General features: G+C 72.1%; 20 protein-coding genes. 11 read left to right on the plus strand and 9 right to left on the minus strand.

From position 1 onward, the window contains the following. Positions 1-31: 31 nt before the first annotated feature. The 5 genes from ACZ6SA_RS03925 to rimP form a co-directional block, all read right to left on the minus strand. On the minus strand, positions 32-328 hold the full coding sequence (locus tag ACZ6SA_RS03925) for a DUF503 domain-containing protein (RefSeq protein ID WP_347620320.1): 297 nt from the start codon (positions 326-328) through the stop codon (positions 32-34). A gap of 120 nt (positions 329-448) precedes the next feature. Continuing rightward, entirely contained in the window at positions 449-3,508 is a 3,060-nt protein-coding gene (infB, locus tag ACZ6SA_RS03930; RefSeq protein WP_465826488.1) for a translation initiation factor IF-2, read from the minus strand. A gap of 89 nt (positions 3,509-3,597) precedes the next feature. Beyond that, positions 3,598-3,933: a YlxR family protein gene (locus ACZ6SA_RS03935; RefSeq protein ID WP_347641537.1), complete on the minus strand. Its 336-nt coding sequence runs from the start codon at positions 3,931-3,933 to the stop codon at positions 3,598-3,600. Then, the gene (nusA, locus tag ACZ6SA_RS03940) at positions 3,917-4,909 is read right to left on the minus strand and encodes a transcription termination factor NusA (protein ID WP_347643102.1); all 993 of its coding nucleotides are present in this window, start codon (positions 4,907-4,909) and stop codon (positions 3,917-3,919) included. The genes ACZ6SA_RS03935 and nusA overlap by 17 nt, the downstream gene beginning before the upstream one ends. A 24-nt stretch (positions 4,910-4,933) precedes the next feature. Then, entirely contained in the window at positions 4,934-5,419 is a 486-nt protein-coding gene (gene rimP / locus ACZ6SA_RS03945; RefSeq protein ID WP_465826490.1) for a ribosome maturation factor RimP, read from the minus strand. Positions 5,420-5,731: 312 nt separating this feature from the next. Between rimP and ACZ6SA_RS03950 the strand changes: the two genes are divergently transcribed. Together ACZ6SA_RS03950 and ACZ6SA_RS03955 are read left to right on the plus strand one after the other, a co-directional pair. Beyond that, positions 5,732-6,271 carry a hypothetical protein gene (locus ACZ6SA_RS03950; protein WP_465826491.1) on the plus strand — a complete coding sequence of 180 codons (540 nt, stop codon included), beginning with the start codon at positions 5,732-5,734 and terminating at the stop codon, positions 6,269-6,271. Next, positions 6,268-6,738 carry a ferritin-like domain-containing protein gene (locus ACZ6SA_RS03955; RefSeq protein WP_465826493.1) on the plus strand — a complete coding sequence of 157 codons (471 nt, stop codon included), beginning with the start codon at positions 6,268-6,270 and terminating at the stop codon, positions 6,736-6,738. The genes ACZ6SA_RS03950 and ACZ6SA_RS03955 overlap by 4 nt, the downstream gene beginning before the upstream one ends. Here ACZ6SA_RS03955 and ACZ6SA_RS03960 read toward each other — a convergent pair. After that, positions 6,715-7,782, minus strand: a complete 1,068-nt coding sequence (locus ACZ6SA_RS03960; protein WP_465826494.1) for an ArsR/SmtB family transcription factor — start codon at positions 7,780-7,782, stop codon at positions 6,715-6,717. The two genes, ACZ6SA_RS03955 and ACZ6SA_RS03960, sit on opposite strands and share 24 nt — an antisense overlap. 68 nt (positions 7,783-7,850) lie before the next feature. Between ACZ6SA_RS03960 and ACZ6SA_RS03965 the strand changes: the two genes are divergently transcribed. The 5 genes from ACZ6SA_RS03965 to ACZ6SA_RS03985 all read left to right on the plus strand — a co-directional run bounded on the left by ACZ6SA_RS03965 (position 7,851) and on the right by ACZ6SA_RS03985 (position 11,426). Next, positions 7,851-8,696, plus strand: a complete 846-nt coding sequence (locus ACZ6SA_RS03965; RefSeq protein WP_465826496.1) for an alpha/beta hydrolase family protein — start codon at positions 7,851-7,853, stop codon at positions 8,694-8,696. Continuing rightward, positions 8,693-9,676 carry a Bug family tripartite tricarboxylate transporter substrate binding protein gene (locus tag ACZ6SA_RS03970; protein WP_465826497.1) on the plus strand — a complete coding sequence of 328 codons (984 nt, stop codon included), beginning with the start codon at positions 8,693-8,695 and terminating at the stop codon, positions 9,674-9,676. Before ACZ6SA_RS03965 ends, ACZ6SA_RS03970 begins: the two co-directional genes overlap by 4 nt. Further along, a complete protein-coding gene (locus ACZ6SA_RS03975; RefSeq protein ID WP_465826498.1) occupies positions 9,673-10,119 on the plus strand; it encodes a tripartite tricarboxylate transporter TctB family protein in 447 nt (148 codons plus the stop codon). The genes ACZ6SA_RS03970 and ACZ6SA_RS03975 overlap by 4 nt, the downstream gene beginning before the upstream one ends. Position 10,120: 1 nt before the next feature. Beyond that, entirely contained in the window at positions 10,121-10,573 is a 453-nt protein-coding gene (locus ACZ6SA_RS03980; protein WP_465826500.1) for a tripartite tricarboxylate transporter permease, read from the plus strand. Positions 10,574-10,874: 301 nt separating this feature from the next. After that, positions 10,875-11,426: a tripartite tricarboxylate transporter permease gene (locus ACZ6SA_RS03985; RefSeq protein ID WP_465826502.1), complete on the plus strand. Its 552-nt coding sequence runs from the start codon at positions 10,875-10,877 to the stop codon at positions 11,424-11,426. 72 nt (positions 11,427-11,498) lie between these two features. Here ACZ6SA_RS03985 and ACZ6SA_RS03990 read toward each other — a convergent pair whose 3' ends face one another. Beyond that, entirely contained in the window at positions 11,499-13,244 is a 1,746-nt protein-coding gene (locus ACZ6SA_RS03990) for a proline--tRNA ligase (protein ID WP_465826503.1), read from the minus strand. An 82-nt stretch (positions 13,245-13,326) separates the two neighbouring features. Further along, complete coding sequence (locus ACZ6SA_RS03995; protein WP_465826504.1) at positions 13,327-14,001, minus strand: hypothetical protein; 675 nt, start codon at positions 13,999-14,001, stop codon at positions 13,327-13,329. A 123-nt stretch (positions 14,002-14,124) separates the two neighbouring features. Between ACZ6SA_RS03995 and ACZ6SA_RS04000 the strand changes: the two genes are divergently transcribed. Beyond that, entirely contained in the window at positions 14,125-15,066 is a 942-nt protein-coding gene (locus tag ACZ6SA_RS04000; protein ID WP_465826506.1) for an acyl-CoA dehydrogenase family protein, read from the plus strand. Here the strand turns inward: ACZ6SA_RS04000 and ACZ6SA_RS04005 are convergent. Beyond that, positions 15,063-15,566: a hypothetical protein gene (locus ACZ6SA_RS04005; RefSeq protein ID WP_347641525.1), complete on the minus strand. Its 504-nt coding sequence runs from the start codon at positions 15,564-15,566 to the stop codon at positions 15,063-15,065. The two genes, ACZ6SA_RS04000 and ACZ6SA_RS04005, sit on opposite strands and share 4 nt — an antisense overlap. A 93-nt stretch (positions 15,567-15,659) precedes the next feature. Here ACZ6SA_RS04005 and ACZ6SA_RS04010 point away from each other — a divergent pair, with 93 nt between their 5' ends. From ACZ6SA_RS04010 to ACZ6SA_RS04020, 3 genes are read left to right on the plus strand one after another with little or no spacing between them, the layout of a single operon-like run. Continuing rightward, complete coding sequence (locus ACZ6SA_RS04010; RefSeq protein ID WP_465826508.1) at positions 15,660-16,727, plus strand: LLM class flavin-dependent oxidoreductase; 1,068 nt, start codon at positions 15,660-15,662, stop codon at positions 16,725-16,727. Further along, on the plus strand, positions 16,724-17,797 hold the full coding sequence (locus ACZ6SA_RS04015; RefSeq protein ID WP_465826510.1) for a phenylacetate--CoA ligase family protein: 1,074 nt from the start codon (positions 16,724-16,726) through the stop codon (positions 17,795-17,797). Before ACZ6SA_RS04010 ends, ACZ6SA_RS04015 begins: the two co-directional genes overlap by 4 nt. Before the next feature lie 23 nt (positions 17,798-17,820). After that, positions 17,821-19,353, plus strand: a complete 1,533-nt coding sequence (locus tag ACZ6SA_RS04020) for an AMP-binding protein (protein ID WP_465826512.1) — start codon at positions 17,821-17,823, stop codon at positions 19,351-19,353. The last annotated feature ends 54 nt before the right edge of the window (positions 19,354-19,407 follow it).

Below are 19,407 nucleotides of genomic sequence, written 5' to 3' on the forward strand. Positions count from 1 at the left end.
CCCCTCACGCACGACCTGGCCGTGCAGTCGTTCAATCTTCGTCGGTGTAGAGCCGGTGCCGGGCCGACAGCAGCTCGATCTCAGGGCGGAAGGCCACCAACCGCTCGCAGGCGTCCAGCACCTCGTTGCAGTTTCCCGCTGAGGCGGAGACCACCGCGATGCCGATTTCCGCCCTGCGGTGCAGGTCGAGATGGCCGGTCTCAGCCACCGCCACGCCGGGATAACGGCGCTGGACCTCGGCGATCAACGGGCGTACGGCGGAACGCTTCTGCTTCAGCGAGCGCACGTCGCCGAGCAGGATGTCCAGGGTCAAGGCACCCACATACATCGTTGGCAACCACCGCTTGTCCTGGTGGGGTGAACGCACGACCGGCCTGCTGCGGTGGGGACCAGGCCAGGGCGTGCGAGAGGCGCCCGGCGGATGTCCCGCCGGGCGCCCGGCCGCGCGTCACGCGCGCGGCTTCTCCCGCATCTCGAACGTCTCGATCACGTCGTCGACCCGCAGATCGTTGTAGCCGATCCCGATGCCGCACTCGAAGCCCTCACGGACCTCGGTCGCGTCATCCTTGAAGCGACGCAGGGACGAGACGGTCAGGTTGTCGGCGATGACGACGCCATCGCGGATCACCCTGGCCTTGCTGTTGCGGACGATCACGCCGGAGCGGACCAGCGAACCGGCGATGTTGCCGATCTTCGGCACCTTGAAGATCTCGCGGACCTCGGCGGTGCCCAGCTGGGCCTCTTCGAACTCGGGCTTGAGCATGCCCTTGAGCGCCGCTTCGATCTCCTCGATCGCCTGGTAGATGACCGAGTAGTAGCGGATGTCGACGCCCTCGCGCTCGGCCAGGTCGCGCGCCCGGGGCTCGGGGCGGACGTTGAAGCCGATGATGACCGCGTTGTCGTCGGCGACGGCCAGGTTGACGTCGTACTCGGTGATCGCGCCGACCGCGCGGTGCAGGACACGGAGCCTGACCTCGTCGCCGACGTCGATCTTGAGCAGGGCGTCTTCCAGGGCCTCCACCGAACCGGACACGTCGCCCTTGATGATGAGCTTGAGCTCGTCGACGCTGCCCTTCTCGAGGTCCTTGAAGATGTCCTCGAGGCTGCGGCGACGGCTCGACTTCGCCATGTCGGCGCTGCGCTTGCGCGCCGCGCGCTGCTGGGCGATCTGCCGCGCCATCCGGTCGTCGGTGACGACGATGAAGTTGTCACCGGCGCTCGGCACGGCCGTCAGACCCATCACCAGGACCGGACGGGACGGCGTGGCCTCCTCGACCGGCTCACCGGTGTCGTCGAGCAGGGCGCGGACGCGGCCGAAGGCCTCGCCGCACACGATCGAGTCGCCCACCCGCAGCGTGCCGCGCTGGACCAGGACGGTCGCGACGGGGCCACGGCCACGGTCGAGGTGCGCCTCGATCGCGATGCCCTGAGCGTCCATCGACGGGTTGGCCCGCAGGTCGAGCTCGGCGTCCGCGGTCAGCAGGATGGCCTCGAGGAGCTGCTCGATGCCCGTGCCGTTCTTCGCCGAGATGTCGACGAAGAGCGTCGAGCCGCCGTATTCCTCCGCCACCAGGCCGTATTCGGTGAGCTGGGCGCGCACCTTGTTGGGGTCGGCGCCCTCCTTGTCGACCTTGTTGACCGCGACCACGACCGGCACCTCGGCCGCCTGGGCGTGGTTGAGCGCCTCGATCGTCTGCGGCTTCACGCCGTCGTCGGCCGCGACCACCAGCACCGCGATGTCGGTGGACTTGGCGCCTCGGGCACGCATGGCGGTGAACGCCTCGTGACCCGGGGTGTCGATGAAGGTGATCTTGCGGTCTTCACCCTCGTGCTCGGCGGAGACCTGGTAAGCGCCGATGTGCTGGGTGATGCCACCCGCCTCGCGCGCCACCACGTTGGTCTTGCGGATGGCGTCGAGCAGCTTCGTCTTACCGTGGTCGACGTGACCCATGACGGTCACGACCGGCGGGCGCGCGGCCAGGTCGGCCTCATCACCCTCGTCCTCGCCGAACTCGATGTCGAAGGCCTCGAGAAGCTCGCGGTCCTCCTCCTCCGGGCTGACGACCTGGATGTTGTAGTCGAGCTCGGCGCCGAGCAGCTGCAGCGTCTCCTCGTTGACCGACTGCGTCGCCGTCACCATCTCGCCGAGGTGCAGCATGATCTGCACGAGCGAGGCGGGGTTGGCGCCGATGCGGTCGGCGAAGTCGGACAGCGACGCGCCCCGCGGCAGGCGGATCGTCGCGCCGTTGCCGCGAGCGACCTGCACGCCGCCGATCGCGGGCGCCGACATGTTGTCGAACTCCTGGCGCCTCTGCCGCTTGGACTTGCGGCCACGCGCCGGACGGCCGCCGGGACGCCCGAAGGCTCCCGCGGTGCCGCCGCCACGACCGCGACCGCCGCCACCAGGCCGGCCGCCGAAGCCGCCGGGACCGCCGGTGCCGGTGCGCGGGCCGGCACCGCCGCCACCGGGACGGCCGGCGTAGCCGCCGCCACCGCCGCCGGGACGACCGCCGCCGCCACCACCACCGGGACGGCCACCGCCGCCCGGACGGCCGCCACCGCCGCCACCACCGCCGGGACGGCCACCGCCGCCACCACCGGGGCCGGCAGGACGGCCCTGCGGCATCATCATCGGGTTGGGGCGCGGACCCCCAGGACGGGGACCGCCCGCACCGGGACCGGGACGCGGTCCGCCCGCGGGCGGACCGGGACGCGGGCCAGCGGTGCCGGGCCTGCCCTCGCCACCGCCACGGCCCTGCGGCGGACGCGGGATCGCGCCGTCGCGCGGCGGGCCGTCACGGCGCTCGCGCTGGCCGGGGCCGCCGCCGTCGCGGTTGCCTCCCGGACGCGGCGGACGGGACTGGCCCATGCCGCTGGCGTTGGAAGAGAACGGGTTGTTGCCGGGACGCGGACCACGCGGACCGGGCTTGGGACCCGGACCGGGACGCGGGCCGCCGCCGGACTGACCGCCTGGACGCGGCGCCTGCGGGGAGCCGCCGCCTCCGGGCCCGGGACGGGGCGCGGGACCGGGCTTGGGACCCGGGCGGGCCGCCGGACCCGGCCGCGGGCCGGGACGGGCGGGCGCGCCGCTCTCGAAACGTGCCTGCGGTGCGCTGGACTCGCCGCGCGCCGCCTCGGGCTGCTGCGGCTGGTGCGGCATGGGCACCGGCGGACGCGGCTGTGCGCCGCCCGCGGGGCCCGGACGCGGACCGGGCTTGGGACCCGGACGCGGTGAGGGGGACGGCGCCTGCGCGCCGTTGCCGGCCTGGCCTTCGGCCGGCCGGGGGGCAGCCCTCGGGGGCTGCGGTTTGCTGGACGGCTGACCGCCGCCTCTGGAGGGCCCACCCTTGGATGCGCCCAGAGCTTCGGTGAGCCTGCGGACCACCGGCGCTTCGATGGTCGAGGACGCCGAACGGACGAACTCTCCCATCTCTTGGAGCTTGGCCATGACGACCTTGCTCTCTACGCCGAACTCCTTAGCGAGCTCGTATACCCGGACCTTCGCCACTGCACTCCCTTACTCGGCCCGGGAGGCTGGCTGTGCCGTCCGGACCGTCGCTACCTTGACGTCTTCATCGCCGCGTGCTCATCAGGCGCTCATAGCAATCTGACTCCGCCCATCAACTCGGCGTCCTCCATGACATTTCGTGGTTCTCCTTCCAGGTGCGCCCGCACGCGCGAGACGTCAAGCGGTCCCGGCACGCGGAACGCGCGCGGAAACGCTCGGCGACGCTCGGCAAGCTCCAGACAGCTCACGGACGGATGCAGCGATGCACCACGCCCGGGGAGCCGTCCTCGCAGGTCGGGAACCACGTGATCCTCGACCCGCACCAGGCGGAGCAGCTCGGACTTAGCCGTGCGAACCCTGCAGCCCACACAGGTGCGCTGTGGGGCGGCCAGGCCACCATATTCCAGCTTACCGTGTCGACGCATCTACGGAACCGGCGGCATCCTCGGCTTGGGTGTCGGGACGGATGTCGATCCGCCATCCTGTCAGTCGCGCGGCAAGCCGGGCATTCTGCCCCTCTTTGCCGATGGCCAGCGAGAGCTGGTAGTCGGGAACGGTCACACGCGCCACACGCCCGTCGAGATCGAGAACCTCAACGTGGGAAACGCGCGCGGGAGACAGGGCATTCCCCACGAATTCGCCCGGATCCTCCGACCAGTCGATGATGTCGATCTTCTCGCCGTGCAGCTCGGTCATCACGTTACGGACCCGTGACCCCATCGGGCCGATGCACGCGCCCTTGGCGTTGACGCCGGGCTTGCGGGACCTGACCGCGATCTTCGTACGGTGGCCTGCCTCGCGCGCCACCGCGGCGATCTCCACGGTGCCGTCGGCGATCTCCGGCACCTCGAGCGCGAACAGCTTCTTCACCAGCCCGGGATGCGTGCGCGACAGGGTGACCGACGGGCCCTTGTGGCCCTTCTTCACCTGCACCACGTAGGCGCGGATGCGCTCGCCGTGCACGTATTCCTCGCCGGGGACCTGCTCGGCATGGGGCAGCACGGCCTCGATCTTGCCGAGGTCGACCAGCACCACGCGCGGATCCTTGCCCTGCTGGATGACGCCGGAGACCAGCTCGCCCTCGCGGCTGGCGAACTCGCCGAAGTTGATCTCGTCTTCGGCGTCGCGCAGCTGCTGCAGGATGACCTGCTTGGCGGTGGTGGCGGCGATCCTGCTGAAATTGCTGGGCGTGTCGTCATATTCCCTGACGATCTCGCCTTCATCGTCGATCTCGCCGGCCCAGATCGTGACGTGACCGCTCTGCCTGTCGAGCTCGGCACGCGCCTTGGAGGCGGCGCCGTCGGTGCGGAAGTAGGCGATCAGCAGCGCGTCCTCGATCGCCTTGACGACCAGGTCGAAGGAGATGTCCTTCTCCCGTTCGAGGCTGCGCAGGACGCTCATGTCGATGTCCACGACGGCTCCCCCTTAGCCTTCGTCGCCGTCGACGTCGTCGATCCGGCGGAACTCCACTTGTACCCGTCCCCGGGCCAGGTCTTCGTAATCAAGCCGGCGCGCGGCGCCCGCGACGTCGAGGTCGACGCCGCCGGCGTCTGCCGCCAGGATGCGGCCCTCCACCACGGAGCCGTCTCTCATCTCGGCCTTCACCAGCCGCTTGGCGGCGCGCCGCCAGTGACGCGGCTCGGTGAGCGGGCGGTCGACGCCGGGCGAGGAGACCTCGAGCGTGTAGGCGGCCTGGCCCATCGCGTCGGTGTCGTCCAGGGCCGCGGAGACCGCCTGGCTCACGTCGGCGACGTCGTCGAGGCTCACCCCGCCGTCGCGGTCGACGATCACGCGCAGCAGCCGTCTCTTGCCGGCCTGCGTGATCGTGACGTCCTCCAGATCGAGGCCCTCCGCGCTGACCACGGGCTCAAGGAGCTTCATCAGGTGGTCGCGGGATGATGCGCTGCCCATATCGACCTCCCCTATTGTCATGTCTCAGCCGGGCGGACCTCGCCCCTGGCTCTCCGCCGCCTGGCCGCTCGGCCAGCGGCGACAGTTGACACCCTATCCGTACGGAGGCACGAAAAGAGCGCCACTCGTCGTGCTCGAATGGCGGAGCGTCGCCTGACAACGATCCCGGGTGCCAGCCCGTACGATGCTACCGACGAGAAAGCCGCCAGGCGGGCTGCCGCCACGGCATCAGCGCGGCACGGCGGTTGAGCGGCGGGCCGATGAGCAGGTTTCTCGTCCGTCCGCTCCGTGAAACAGTGGGAGGTCAAAGTCGTGCGCCCGCGTCAGCTCTCCCGGCGTGCCCTGCTGGCGGGCGGAGCGGCCGCTCTCACCGCGTGCAGCGCCTCCGGCCCTTCGCAACCGTCCGCGCCGCCGTCCGACTCGCCGGAGACGGTGCTGGTGAAGGGGCTGATCGCGGAGAAGGAGGGCACGATCGCGCTCTATTCGTCGCTGATCGCCGACGGCGCGCGGAAGCTCGTGCCGTTCCGCGACCGGCATCAGGCGCACGTCGACACGCTGCGCAAGCACGTGCCTCCAGGCTCCGCGGCCCCGAGCGGGTCACCGGCCCAGTCGCCGGCCCAGTCACCGGCCCAGTCACCGGGCCAGTCACCGGGCCAGTCACCGGGCGAGTCGCCGTCCGCACGTGCCAGGCCGGAGAAACCCACGCTGTCCCGGCTGCGCTCCCTGGAGCGGAAGGCGGCGGCGCGGCGCGCCCGCCAGCTCGCCGGCCTGTCACCGGGGATGGCCCAGCTGATCGCCAGCATCGGCGCCTGCGAGGCGGCCCACGCCGCCGCCCTGCCGAGGTCGTTGTGAACGCGGGCGACATCGAGAAGCTGCGCAGGGCGCTGGCGGCCGAGCACGCCGCGCTGTTCGCGTACGGGCTGCTCGGCGCGCGCACGTCGGGGTCGTTGCGCGACAGGATGACCGCCGCCTTCAAGGCCCACCGGGCGAGCCGCGACCAGTTGCGCGGCTACATCATCTCCCGGGGCGGCAAGCCCGCCGAGCCCGACGCCTCCTACGCGCTGCCGTTCGTCCCGTCCGACGCCGCGCGGGCCGCCAAGCTGGCGGTGCACCTGGAGAGCGGCGTCACGGCCGCCTACCTCGAGCTGGCCGCGGCGCAGGACGACGCGCTGCGCCGCCACGCCGCGCTGGCCATGCAGGAGGCCGTGACCCGCTCCTACGCCTTCCGCCCCGCCCAGCCCCCGGCGTTCCCCGGCATGCCGGCGCCGCCGCCGGCGACGCCGCCGCCCTCGTCCTCACCGGTACAGGACGGAGAGTAGGTCGGGTCCGAGTCGCTCGACGGCGGCCGCGTCGAGCTGGTAGTAGACGACCGAGCCGCGCCGGTGGGTGTGGACGAGCTCGGCCTCCCTGAGCCTGCGCAGGTGCCTGGAGACCTGCGGCGCGGTCATGCCGAGCTGGGTGGCCGGCTCGGAGGTGGCGACCGGGTTGCGCAGGATCGCGTAGCAGAGCCGCAGCCTCGTCGGGTCCTGCAGGGCGGCGAGCCGGCGCCTGGCCGTCTCCAGGGTCGGAACGGGAGAGGTGCCGGCGCTGTACTGGATGACCACGGGATGGCCGGGAAAGTGCTTGATCACGAGGTGCGGCCGCCCGTGGACGGTCGGCACGATCAGGCAGGGACGCCCGGCGTCCACCCGGGCGGTGGCGCTGTAGAGCTTGCCGAACACGATCCGCAACGACCCCGACGCGGTCCTGGTCGCGGTGGCGGTCGGGAGGTCGGCCAGGGCCAGCGGCCCGCGCGTGCGCAGATCACGCGTGCGCAGCGCGCCGTCGTGGTCGATCGCCTGGCGCAGCGACGGCCATTCGGCGTCGAACACCGCGGCGGCGAAGCGGGCGAGGAAGGCGAGCAGCTCTTCACGGAACCCTTCGGGGTCGGCGCGCAGCCTGGCGCCGATCTCCACGCGGCTGGTGGAGATCAGCCGCATCCGGTTCAGTTCCTCGTCGCCGAGCAGCGGCACCAGCTCGGTGTCGTTCTTGCCGATCAGGGCCTGCACGGTCATCGCGGTGAAGTCGCCGATGGGCAGGTCGGCCACCTCCCGCAGCTCGCCGGCCAGGGTGCGCTTGGGCGTGGCGGACAGCGGCAGCAGGTAGCGGGCACGGAAGGCCCCCCACAGCGGCGCCCAGGCGGCCGCCGCCGCGAGCAGCCCGTCGGGCAGGTCGCGGCGCGCCCTGGCGACCCAGGCGGCGCTGGCGGGATGGTGCCCTGGCTCGTCGAACGCGTGCAGGCAGGCGCACAGCTCGGCCAGTGGCGAGCGCCGCACCACGATGGATTCGGTGGCGGATGAGTCGAGGAACAGCGTGACGGCCACCCTGCACATTACCGCGTACGCGTCAATCTTCTTGCGGGTGACCCGGCGTTTACCCAGGCTGTCGCCTCATGACTGAGGCATTGCATGTGGTCAAGCATCCGACCGCCTTCTACTCGGCGGGCGCCACGACCGTGTTCGCGTCGAAGTTCGACCAGCGGTTCTCGTACTGCCTGTACGTGCCGTCCGCGCACGACCCGGACGGCGCTCCCCTGCCGATGGTGGTCCTGCAGCACGGGACCGGCCGGCGCGGCCCGCAGTATCGCGACAACTTCGCCGGGTGGGCCGAGGAGCACGGCTGCCTGGTGCTCGCCCCGCTCTTCCCCGTCGGCATCGAGGACCCGCACGACCTGCATGCCTTCAAGTTCATCCGGTACGGGGACATCCGCTTCGACCGCGTCCTGCTGGCCATGGTGGACGAGGTCGCCGAGCGCTTCAACGTGGCGGCGGAACGGTTCCTGCTGCATGGATTCTCCGGTGGCGGCCAGTTCGTGCACCGGTTCGGCTACCTGCATCCCGACCGGCTGTCCGGATTGTCCATTGGTGCGCCGGGGCGGATAACGTACATCGACCACACCAGCCCCTGGTGGATCGGGCTGAAGGGGTTCGAGGAGGAGTTCGGCTGCCCGCCCAGGGTGGACGAACTGCGCGACGTGCCGGTGCAGATGGTCGTGGGCAGCGCCGACGTGGAGACCTGGGAGATCAACAACCAGGGCGACAGCAACTGGATGGACGGCGCCGACGCCCACGGCGTCACCCGCGTCGACCGGCTCACGGCCCTGCGCGACAACTTCGAGGCCCACGGCATCAGCGTGCGGTTCGACGTCGTGCCCGGCGTCGGCCACCAGCCGATGCGCGTGCTCGAACCGGTCAAGGACTTCTTCGCCTCGATCCTCACCCCCCGGGAGTCATCATGAAGATCAAGCTGCTGGCCGCCGTCGCGGCGGCCGTGACCCTCAGCGGCTGCGCCGTGGGCGGCGAGAGCGCCGGGGCCGCCTATCCGAGCAAGGCCCTGTCGATCATGGCGCCGGGCAGTCCTGGCGGCGGCTGGGACACGCGGGCACGCGGCATCGCCGGCGCGCTCGGCGAGTGCGAGGTGGCCGACGTGGACGCCACGGTGACGAACGTGCCCGGCGCGGGCGGCACCATCGGGCTGGCGCAGTTCGCCAAGCACAAGGGCGACCCGTACCAGCTCATGGTCATGGACAGCGTGACCATGCTGGGCGGCATCGTGAGCAACAAGTCACCGGTGGACCTGTCCGAGCTCACCCCCGTGGCCGGGCTGAGCCGGGGCCCGAGCGCCATCGTGGTGCCGGCGAAGTCGCCGTACAAGGATCTGGAGGCGCTGCTCGACGCGATGGAGGCCAGGCCCCGCAGCGTCAAGTGGACCGGCGGCTCGCTCGGCGGGCCCGGCCAGATGACGGTGGCGGGGCTGGCCAAGCAGCGTGGCGTCGCCGCCAAAGAGATCAACTTCGTGCCCACCGCGGGTGGTGGCGAGTCCATGAACCTGCTGCTCAGCGGGGCGGCGACGGCCGGCATCGACACGGTCGCGGAGCTGAGCGCGCAGATCGAGGCGGGCGAGCTGCGGGCGCTGTCCGTCGATGCCGAGCAGCGGGTCCCCGGCCTCGACGCGCCCACGATGAAGGAGCTCGGCCTGGGCGACGAGGCGGTCTCCACGCTGGCCGGCGTGCTCGCGCCCGCCGGGCTGACCGAGGAGCAGCAGCAGGAGGTGATCGGCCTGCTCGACGAGGTGCGCAAGACCTCGTGCTGGAAGAAGGTGCTGGAGCGCGACAACTGGACCGAGGACTGGAAGCCGGGCGACGCGTTCGGCAAGGTGCTGGCCGAGCAGCGCACGCAGGTCACCTCCATCCTGGGCGAGCTGGGGCTCGGCACGTGACGCAGCGGATCGTCTCCGCCGGCTTCCTGCTCGCGGCCGTGGTCGTGCTGGTCCAGGCCTTCGCGATCCCGCGGGGCGAGGGTTACCAGGCCGTGGGGCCGCGGGCGTTCCCGCTGCTGGTCGGCGGCGGGCTGGCGGTGGTGTCCTTGATCGGGGTCGTCCAGGCGTTCAGGGCCGGCCCGCAGGACGCCGAGGCGGAGACGCACTGGCCGTCGGTGCTCCTGCTGGTGGCGGCGCTGGCGGGCTACGCCCTGGCCCTGGTCCCCGCCGGCTACTGGCAGGCCTCGACCGTGTTCTTCGCGGTCGTGGCCAGGGTCCTGGGCAGCAGGAGGCCGCTGTGCGACGTGCTCGTGGGGCTGGTGCTGGCGCTGGCCACGTACTTCCTGTTCGACCGGCTGCTCGGCATCACGCTGCCGCCCGGCCTGGTCAGATTGGCGATCTGAGATGGACGTGCTCGGCAACCTGCTCGACGGGTTCGCTCACGCGCTGAGCCTGCAGAACCTGCTGCTCGCCGTCCTCGGCGTCACCGTCGGCACGCTGGTGGGCGTGCTGCCGGGGCTCGGGCCCGCCACGACCATCGCGCTGCTGCTGCCGCTGACGTTCGTGTTCGACCCGGTCGGGGCGTTCGTGATGTTCGCCGGCATCTACTACGGCGGCATGTACGGCGGCTCGACCACCGCCATCCTCCTCACCATCCCCGGCGAGACGGCCTCCATCCCCACGACGCTGGAGGGCTATCCCATGGCCAGGCGCGGCCGGGCGGGGGCGGCGCTGGCGATCGGCGGCCGTCGGGTCGTTCGTGGCCGGCACGATCTCCACGGTCGTCATCACCTTCCTGGCTCCCGGCATGTCGAACATCGCCAAGCTCATCCAGCCGGCCGAGTACCTCTCCATTAGAGCCTCCTGAGGGGACCGTCGCCTTCAGGCGATGGGGGAATCGGGAGCGGGTGGGCCACCAAGGCCCGGGCGTTCAGTGGCAGAACCTCGGACACCGTCGCCTCCTGCGGACAGGATGGTGCTTGTGCTTTCGGGCATCGGTCAGGGCTTGGCCGTCGTCTCTCGCGTAAGCGGGGCGAGAAGCCGCTTCCTTCAGGGAGCGGAGGAGTCACCATGGTGCTCGCCTTCGTGACGGTCACCTCGCTGATGGGGACTTGACGGCCCCGAGGCCGCCAACAACGCGGCGTTCTCCGGGGTGCTGGTGCCGCTGCTCACGCTGGGCATCCCGACCTCGGCCACGGCGAGCATGCTGTTGATCGCGTTCCAGATCTACGACGTGCAGCCGGGGCCGCGGCTCTTCGACCAGCAGCCGGTGCTGGTGTGGACGCTGATCGCGAGCCTCTATCTCGGCAACGTGATGCTGCTCGTGCCGAACCTGCCGCTGATCCGGGTGTGGGTGAAGCTGCTCAGCGTGCCCGCCGCGCTGCTGACGGCGGCCATCCTCACCTTCGCCACGCTGGGGGTCTACTCGATCTCGCAGAGCGTGTTCGAGGTGCTGGTGGCGTACGGGTTCGGGTTGCTGGGGTGGGTGCTGCACCGGGCGCGGTATCCGGCGGCGCCGCTCATCCTGGGGGCGGTGCTGGGGCCGTTGATGGAGGTGCAGTTCAGGAGGGCGCTGGCGTTCAGCGAGGGCGACCCTTCGGTGTTCGTGACGCGGCCGGTGTCGCTGGCGATCCTGCTCGTGGCGGCGGCGTGCCAGAGCGGGCCGGCGATCGTACGGCGGCGCGCCAGGACCTCCGTGCCGTCAGCCTGACGGCGCCAGGACGTCGTGCCGCCGGCAGGTCGCGGCGCCCGCCCTCAAGCGGATGGGCGCCGCGGCGGAACCTCAGGAGGAGGCGGCGGCGACGACGCGGTCGGCGGCCTCGGCGAGCGGGATCTCCGACTTCTCGCCTGAGACGCGGTCGCGCAGCTCGACCACGCCCTGCGCCAGGCCGCGCCCGACCACCACGATCGTCGGCAGCCCCAGCAGCTCGGCGTCCTTGAACTTCACTCCCGGCGAGACCTGCGCCCGGTCGTCGACCAGCACCCGCAGGCCGCGCGACTCCAGCTCGGCGGCCAGTGCGAGCGCGGCCTCGACCTGGTTCTCCTTGCCGGTGCCGACGATGTGCACGTCGGCGGGCGCGACCTCGCGCGGCCACACCAGCCCGAGCGAGTCGTGCAGTTGCTCCGCGATGACCGCCACGGCACGCGAGACGCCGATGCCGTAGGAGCCCATCGTGACGCGGACGGGCTTGCCGTCGGGGCCGAGCGCGTCGAGCCCGGCCACGTCGGCGTATTTGCGGCCGAGCTGGAAGATGTGGCCGATCTCGATGCCGCGGTCGATGGACAGCTCGGAGCCGCAGCGGGGGCAGTCGTCGCCGGCGCGCACCTCGGCGGCCTCGATCGTGCCGTCGGGGACGAAGTCACGCCCCGCGACCACGTCGGCGGCGTGCTTGCCGGGCTCGTTGGCGCCCGTCACCCAGGACGTGCCGGCGGCGACACGCGGGTCGACGAGGTAGCGGATGCCGAGCTCGCGCAGGACCTGCGGGCCGATGTAGCCGCGTACGAGGCCCGGGTGCCTGGCGAAGTCGGCGGCCTCGAAGATGGCGGGCTCGCCGGGCGCCAGGGCGGCCTCCAGGCGCTTGAAGTCGACCTCGCGGTCGCCGGGCACGCCGATGACCAGCGTCTCGGCCTTGTCGGAGCCGGGCGTGGTCACCTTGACGACGACGTTCTTGAGGGTGTCGGCGGCGGTGACGGATAGGCCGTGGTGCTCGTTGACGTAGGAGACCAGCGTCTCGATGGTCGGGGTGTCAGGGGTGTCCATGACCCGGAGCGCGGCTGCGTCGTCGAAGGAGCGGGCGGCGGGCGCGGGCGTGACGACGGCCTCGGCGTTGGCCGCGTAGCCGCAGGCGCGGCAGGCCACGAACGTGTCCTCGCCGGTGGGCGTGGGCGCCAGGAACTCCTCCGAGGCCGAGCCGCCCATCGCGCCCGACTGCGCGAAGACGATCTTGTAGTTGATGCCGAGGCGGTCGAACGTGCGGATGTAGGTCTCGCGGTGCTGCTCGTAGGAGCGCTTGAGCCCGTCGTCGTCGAGGTCGAAGGAGTAGGAGTCCTTCATGAGGAACTCGCGGCCGCGCAGGATGCCCGCCCTGGGCCGCGCCTCGTCGCGGTATTTGGTCTGGATCTGGTAGAGGATGACCGGGTAGTCCTTGTAGGAGGAGTATTCGCCCTTGACCATGTCGGTGAAGAGCTCCTCGTGCGTGGGGCCGAGCAGGTAGTCGGCGCCCTTGCGGTCCTGCAGGCGGAAGAGCGTGTCACCGTATTCGGTCCAGCGGCCGGTCGCCTCGTAGTAGTCGCGGGGCAGCAGGGCGGGGAAGAGCACCTCCTGGCCGCCCATCCGGTTCATCTCCTCGCGGACGATCCTGGTGATGTTGTCGAGCACCAGCTTGCCGAGGGGGAGCCAGGAGTAGATGCCGGGCGCCACGCGGCGGACGTAGCCGGCGCGGACGAGGAGCTTGTGGCTCGGCACTTCCGCGTCTGCCGGGTCGTCCCGCAGGGTGCGAAGAAACAACGACGACATGCGCAGCAACACGGCCACTCCTTGCTCGAACCCGGCTCTGAAGGACTACAGGCTATCGACTTCCGGCGGCGCGCCGCGCTAGTTGTCCCCGCGGTCAGACCGGCAGCGGGAGCAGGCCCGCCAGCGAACCGGTCAGGCCGGCCGCGAGCAGGGTCGACAACACCGCCGACATCGCCAGCGCGCGCACCCGTCCCCACGCGTTCCTGCGCAACCCGAGCACCAGCGCCACGGACAGCAGCCCGATCACCGCCGCGGGATACGGCCAGAACGAGCCGTCGCTCTCCACGAGCCCGGGGACCGCCCTGCCGGCCACGTCCGCGATGAGGGCCGCGCCGACCGCGGCCGCCGCGACGTCGCCCCACACGTCGTCCCTGCGGGTGACGTGGGCGGCCAGGCCCAGGCAGACGAGCAGGACGAGCGTCCAGTTGGCCCCCGCGGCCTCGCCGGCGGCGCCCAGGACGTCGTCGCCGAGCAGGGCGCTCGTGCCCATGGCCGAGACCAGCGTGGACAGGCCCGCCAGGAACGTCGTCACCAGCGCCCACCCGAATCCCGAGGCGGTGGCGCCCACCGCCAGGGTGAGGGCGAAGTAGACGTACGGGTCGTAGATCTGGCCCAGCCATCCGGGGGCCTCGCCGGTCACGAGCATGCCCATGGGGCCGACGGCCAGGCCACCGAGGAAGGCCGCCAGCAGGTGGTGTTCGATGTTGCGCTGACGCCGGTCGTATTCGGCGTAGTCGCCGTAGTCGAGTGTGGTTGTGTCCATCTCCATCCCAGGTCATCCCTTTCCCGGCAGATTGCAGGGATGACCAGTGCCAGACTATGAAATCGTACAAAAAGGGCAAAATTGGGTCATTGGCGTACCATCAAGCAATCGCTTGGTTAGGATGTGTCCGTGGGCCTTCCCGATGAGCTGCGTGACGCCGTCCGCGCCTATCTCGCCGGCCGGCCGGGCGCGTCCTGGCAGGAGGCCGCGCGCGACCTCGGCCTCGCCGGGCTGCTCGTTCCCCAGGAGCACGGCGGCGCGGGCGGCGGCCCGGCCGAGATGGCGGCCGTGGCCGGGGAGCTGGGCCGGGTCCTCTCCCCCCACCCGTTCCTGCAGTCGGCGGTGATGGCCGTCGCGGCGGTCGAGGCCTGCGGGGCCGGGGAACTGCTGAGCGCGCTCGCCGACGGCTCGGCGACCGCGACCGTGGTGCTGCCGGGCGACGGCGACCTGCGACTGGAGGGCGACCTGCTCACGGGCGACGTCCCGTACGCGCCGGCGGGCGAGGTGGTGCTCGTCTATGCCGGCGGGCTGCTGGTGGAGGCCGTGCCGACGCGGCGCGAGCCGTACGCGACGATGGACGAGAGCCGCCCGTTGCAGCGGCTCGCCTTCCACCAGGCCCCGGCACGCCGGCTGGGCGACGGCGGGTCGTGGACCCGCGTGCGCGACCTCGGCATCGCGGCCCTGGCCGCCGAGCAGGCGGGCGGGGCGCGGCGCTGCCTGGAGATGGCCGTCGAGCACGCCAGGGCGCGGCGGCAGTTCGGGCGGCCGATCGGGTCCTTCCAGGCGATCAAGCACAAGCTGGCCGATCTGCTCCTGCTGGTGGAGTCGGCTTGCTCGGCGGCGGAGGCCGCGGCCCGCGACGAGGTGTCCGCGGCCATCGCGGGCTCGTACTGCACGGAGGCCTATCTGGCGGCGGCCGGCGAGAACATCCAGGTCCACGGGGGGATCGGGATCACCTGGGAACACCCGGCGCACCGCTATCTCAAGCGCGCCACCTCGGACGCGCAGCTCTTCGGGCCTCCGCAGGCCCACCGCGCCCGCCTGGCGGCTCGCGTCTTCGCGGGCGCCTAGCCTCCGAGCAGCTCCTCCCACGGATGACGGGTGTTGGTGCGGCGGGTGGTGTCGAGGGCCTCGGACAGCCGCCAGAAACCGGACCGCGCCCGCAGGGTGGCCCGGCCCATCGGGTCGATCGCGCGCAACTCGAACCGCACGCCCATCACGTCGAGCATGGCCGAGCCCGCGCCGCCCGGGCCCGCCTCGGTGACGAGAGAGCCGCCCGAGGCGCGGACATGACCTGAGAGGAGCTCGGCCACCTCCGAGGCGTACGGGCCGTCGCGCCACTCGATGTGCCAGCTGTGGTCGGCTCCGCGCCACCAGGTCAGGTCGCGGCACGACTCGATGAAGTCGACCTCGGTCGCGAGCGCGGCCATCACCCGGCCGAACGCCTCGTAGCCGCGGGCGCTCGTGAGCGAGAGGTCGTCGTCGCCTGCGTCGGGGCCGCTGCCAGGACCGGGGCCGGGGAGCGCGCCGTCCTTGGGCCGCCGCGGCGCGCGCTTTCGCTTCACGGGCATCACTCTGATCGTCACCGCGCCCTTCCCGCAAGTCTTTGCCGCTGATACGCTCGACCAAGCGAGCGCTTGGTCACCAACCTTGCCGGAGGCGCGATGACGTCCCTACGGATCAGCCTGGGATACGAACTGGAGGTCCGCGGTCGCACCCGCGACGTCGAACAACAGGCGTTCAGGAACGTGATCCAGCAGGTCGTGCTGGGCGATCGGCTGGGGTACGACACCGCGTGGTTCGTGGAGCACCACTTCACCAGGGGCTTCTCCCACTCCTCCGCCCCCGACCTGGTCCTCGCCGCCATCTCCCAGCGCACCGAGCGCATCCGGCTGGGGCTCGGCGTGGTGCTCCTGCCGTTCCAGTCCCCGATCCGCACGGCCGAGCGCGTCGCCACGCTGGACGTGCTCAGCGGCGGGCGGGTGGAGTTCGGCACGGGACGGGGCGCCTCGCCGCTGGAGTACCAGGCGTTCCAGCGGCCGTTCGAGCAGTCGCGGCGGATCTGGGAGGACTCGCTGGAGGCGACGCTGGCGATCTGGCGGGCCGACGGCGCGCCGGTCAGCAGGTCGAACGACTTCTTCGAGATCCCCGACGTGGCCGTCTACCCCCGGCCGGCTCAGCAGCCGCATCCACCGGTGTGGGTGGCCTCCACGTCGCTGGAGGGTTATCTGGCGGCGGCGCGGAACGGGTACAACCTGCTCGGCATGACCATGCTCAAGGGCATCGACGACGTGGCCGCCGACATCACGAGATATCGCAGTTGCCTGGCCGAGAGCGGCTTCGACCCGGCCAGCCGGCGCGTCGCCCTGATGATCCCCTGGTACGTCGCCCCCACCCGCGAAGAGGCGACCGCCACGGCCGCCGACGCCGTGCTGTGGTACATCCGCCGCCAGGTCAACCTCGTCACCCCGCCCGGCTACTACGACGCCCGCCACGCCACGCACCGCGTGCTGGGCCAGCTGGCGGCCGGGCTGCCCCCGGAGGAGGCGATGGCCACCCTGCGCGAGAACCTGATGGTGGTGGTGGACGACGTGGCGGGCTCGCGCAAGGCCCTGGCCAGGGTCGCCGAGGCGGGCGCCACTGACCTCATCATCCAGGCGCAGGTCGGCGGCCTGGCGCACGACCGGGTGTGCGACGCGATGACGCTGTTCATGACCGAGGTGGCGCGGTGACCCGTCCCTGGCTGACCCGTGACGACCTCGGGGCCGCCGGGCACTCCGCCACCGGCCTGCTCCTCGTCTCCCCCGACGCGTCGAGCGTCCTGCCGATGGGGCCGGACGACCGCGCGGCGGCGTCCGCGCTGACCGGCGCGGCGCTGCGCGCGGCGGGGGTGGGCGAGCGCGACCGCGTCGTGGTGGCCCTGGCGGAGCCGGCGGGCGCGCTGTGGAGCGCCGCGGCGGCCGACGTGGCCGCGGCCGCCGCCTGCACCGGGCCGCGCGGCCGGATGCGGCTGCACCACACGCTGTCCGCGCTGAGGGCCACCACGCTGGTCATCACCCCCACGGGGGCGATGGACCTCCTGGCCCGCCTGCACCTGGAGTTCCTGCTGGACCCGCTGGACCTGGGCCTCAGGACGATCGTGCTCACCGGCGAGATCGCCTCGAAGCGCACGATCGGCCATCTGGCGGGCGAGTTCGGGGCACGCGTCACGGAGGTGCTGGCGAGCCCGTTCGGCGGCACGGCCCTGGCCTGGCGCGCGGCCGAGGACGACCCGCTCACGCCGCTCGCCGGCGGCCTGATCGCCCCGGCTCCCCTGACCAAGGACGACCGGTCCGCGCCGCCCGGCCCGCTGGCCGAGCTCGTCCTCACCCCTCGCGGCCACGCGACGTTCGGCGACGCCGTGCTGAGAACCGGGCTGGTGGTCAGGACCGGTCCTCAGCACGGTCCCGGCGTCCCCGCCCCCGCCCATACGGCCGGCGAGCACGTCCTCGTGAGGGGCGTGTGGCTGGCCCTGCCCCGCGTCGAGAAGGCGCTGGCGACGATCGACGGCGTGGCGGGCTGGGAGCTGGCGATCAGCCGCCCGGGAACGCTGGACGCGGCGGCGCTGACGGTGACGTTCACCCGCGAGAGCCTGGTGGGCAACCCCATGTGGCGCTCGCGGATCGAGCAGGCACTCCGGGCGCTGACCCCCGTCTCGATCGCCGTGGAGATCGCGGGGAACGTCTCGGAGGCGCCCTTCCCCGCGACGGTGACCGACCTGCGCGGCCACCACCTCGGCAGGGACCGGGCGCTCATCACCTGAGAGGCGACGGGAGGCGCGAGCCGATGGCACCGATGCCGGACTGGGGGACGCTCCCCCGCATGCTGCGCGACCAGGCCGGGCACCACCCCGGCGTCACCGTGGTCGCCGGGGGCGGCGCCGGCGTGACGTTGTCCGGGTTGCGGGCCGCGGCGGCCGGGATCGCCCGCGGCCTGATCGCCCTGGGAGTCGGCCCGGGGGACCGGGTGGCGATGTGGGGGGTGAACTCGGCGTCCTGGGTGGCGCACGCCTTCGGGATCTGGGACGCGGGCGCGGTCATCGTGCCCCTCTCGTCCCGGTACAAGGGCATCGAGGCGGCCCAGCTCATCGAGAAGACGGGCGCGAAGGTCCTGATCACGGGGACGGGCCCGGCGGACGCCCCGCTCGCCGGCCTCTTGCCGCCGCTTCCCGGCCTGCGGGTCGTCAGCGCCGAGGCGGGCGGATTACGGGCGCTGGGCGCGGAGGTCTCCGCCGGGGAGGCCGAGGATCGGGCGCTCGCCGTCCGCCCCGACGACCTGTGCGAGATCATGTCGACGTCGGGCACCACCGGCGCGCCCAAGGGCGTCATGCTCGACCACGCCCAGATCCTGCGCGGCTACTGGGACTGGTCCGAGATCGTCACCCTGGACGAGCACGACCGCTACCCGGTGATCGCCCCGTTCAGCCACGGGTTCGGGCTGAACGCCGGGCTCGTCGCGTGCGTGCTGCGCCGGTCCACGATGGTGCCGGTCCCGCTCTTCACCCCCGACGCCCTGATGTCGCTGATCTCGTCCGAGCGGGCGAGCGTGCTCGCCGGCCCGCCCACGCTGTTCCACCGGCTGCTCGACGAGCTGGACCGGGGTTCGTGGGACGTGTCGTCGCTGCGGGTGGCCATCTGCGGGGCCGCCGCCGTGCCGTCCGCCCTGATCACCAGGATGGTCGAGCGGGTCGGGCTCGAGCGGATGATCAACGCGTACGGGCTGATGGAGGGCACGGTCGTCTCCATGACCAGGGCCGGCGACCCCATCGACGTGATCGCGAACACCACGGGCAGGCCCGTGCCCGGCATCGAGGTCAAGATCGTCGACGATGACGGCGAGGAGGTCGCTCCCGGCGAGCGCGGCGAGATCCTGCAGCGCGGCTACGGCGTGATGCGCGGCTACTGGAACGAGCCCGCCAGGACGGCCGAGGCCGTCGACGCCGGCGGCTGGCTGCGCACCGGCGACGTCGGCGTGCTCGACGAGGCCGGCAACCTGGCCATCGTGGACCGCAAGAAGGAGCTCTACATCGTCAACGGGTTCAACGTCTCCCCTGCCGAGGTCGAGTCGCTGCTGCTGCGCGAGGGCTCGCTGGCGCAGGCCGCGGTCATCGGCGTGCCCGACCCGGTGGCGGGCGAGGCCGGCCTGGCGTACGTGGTCGCGCGGCCGGACGTGACGCCCGACCCCGAGGCCCTGCTCGCCTGGGCGAGGGACAACATGTCCGGCCACAAGGTGCCCAGACGTGTCATCGTGGTCGACGCCCTGCCCGCCAACGCCAACGGCAAGATCGACAAACAGGCCCTGCGCGACCGGCTGCCGTGAGCCTCAGGGGTCCCCTGGAGGGGACGGGCGGGTTACGGTGGGCTCGGCGCCTGA

Source organism: Nonomuraea sp. NPDC049378 (assembly GCF_055586745.1).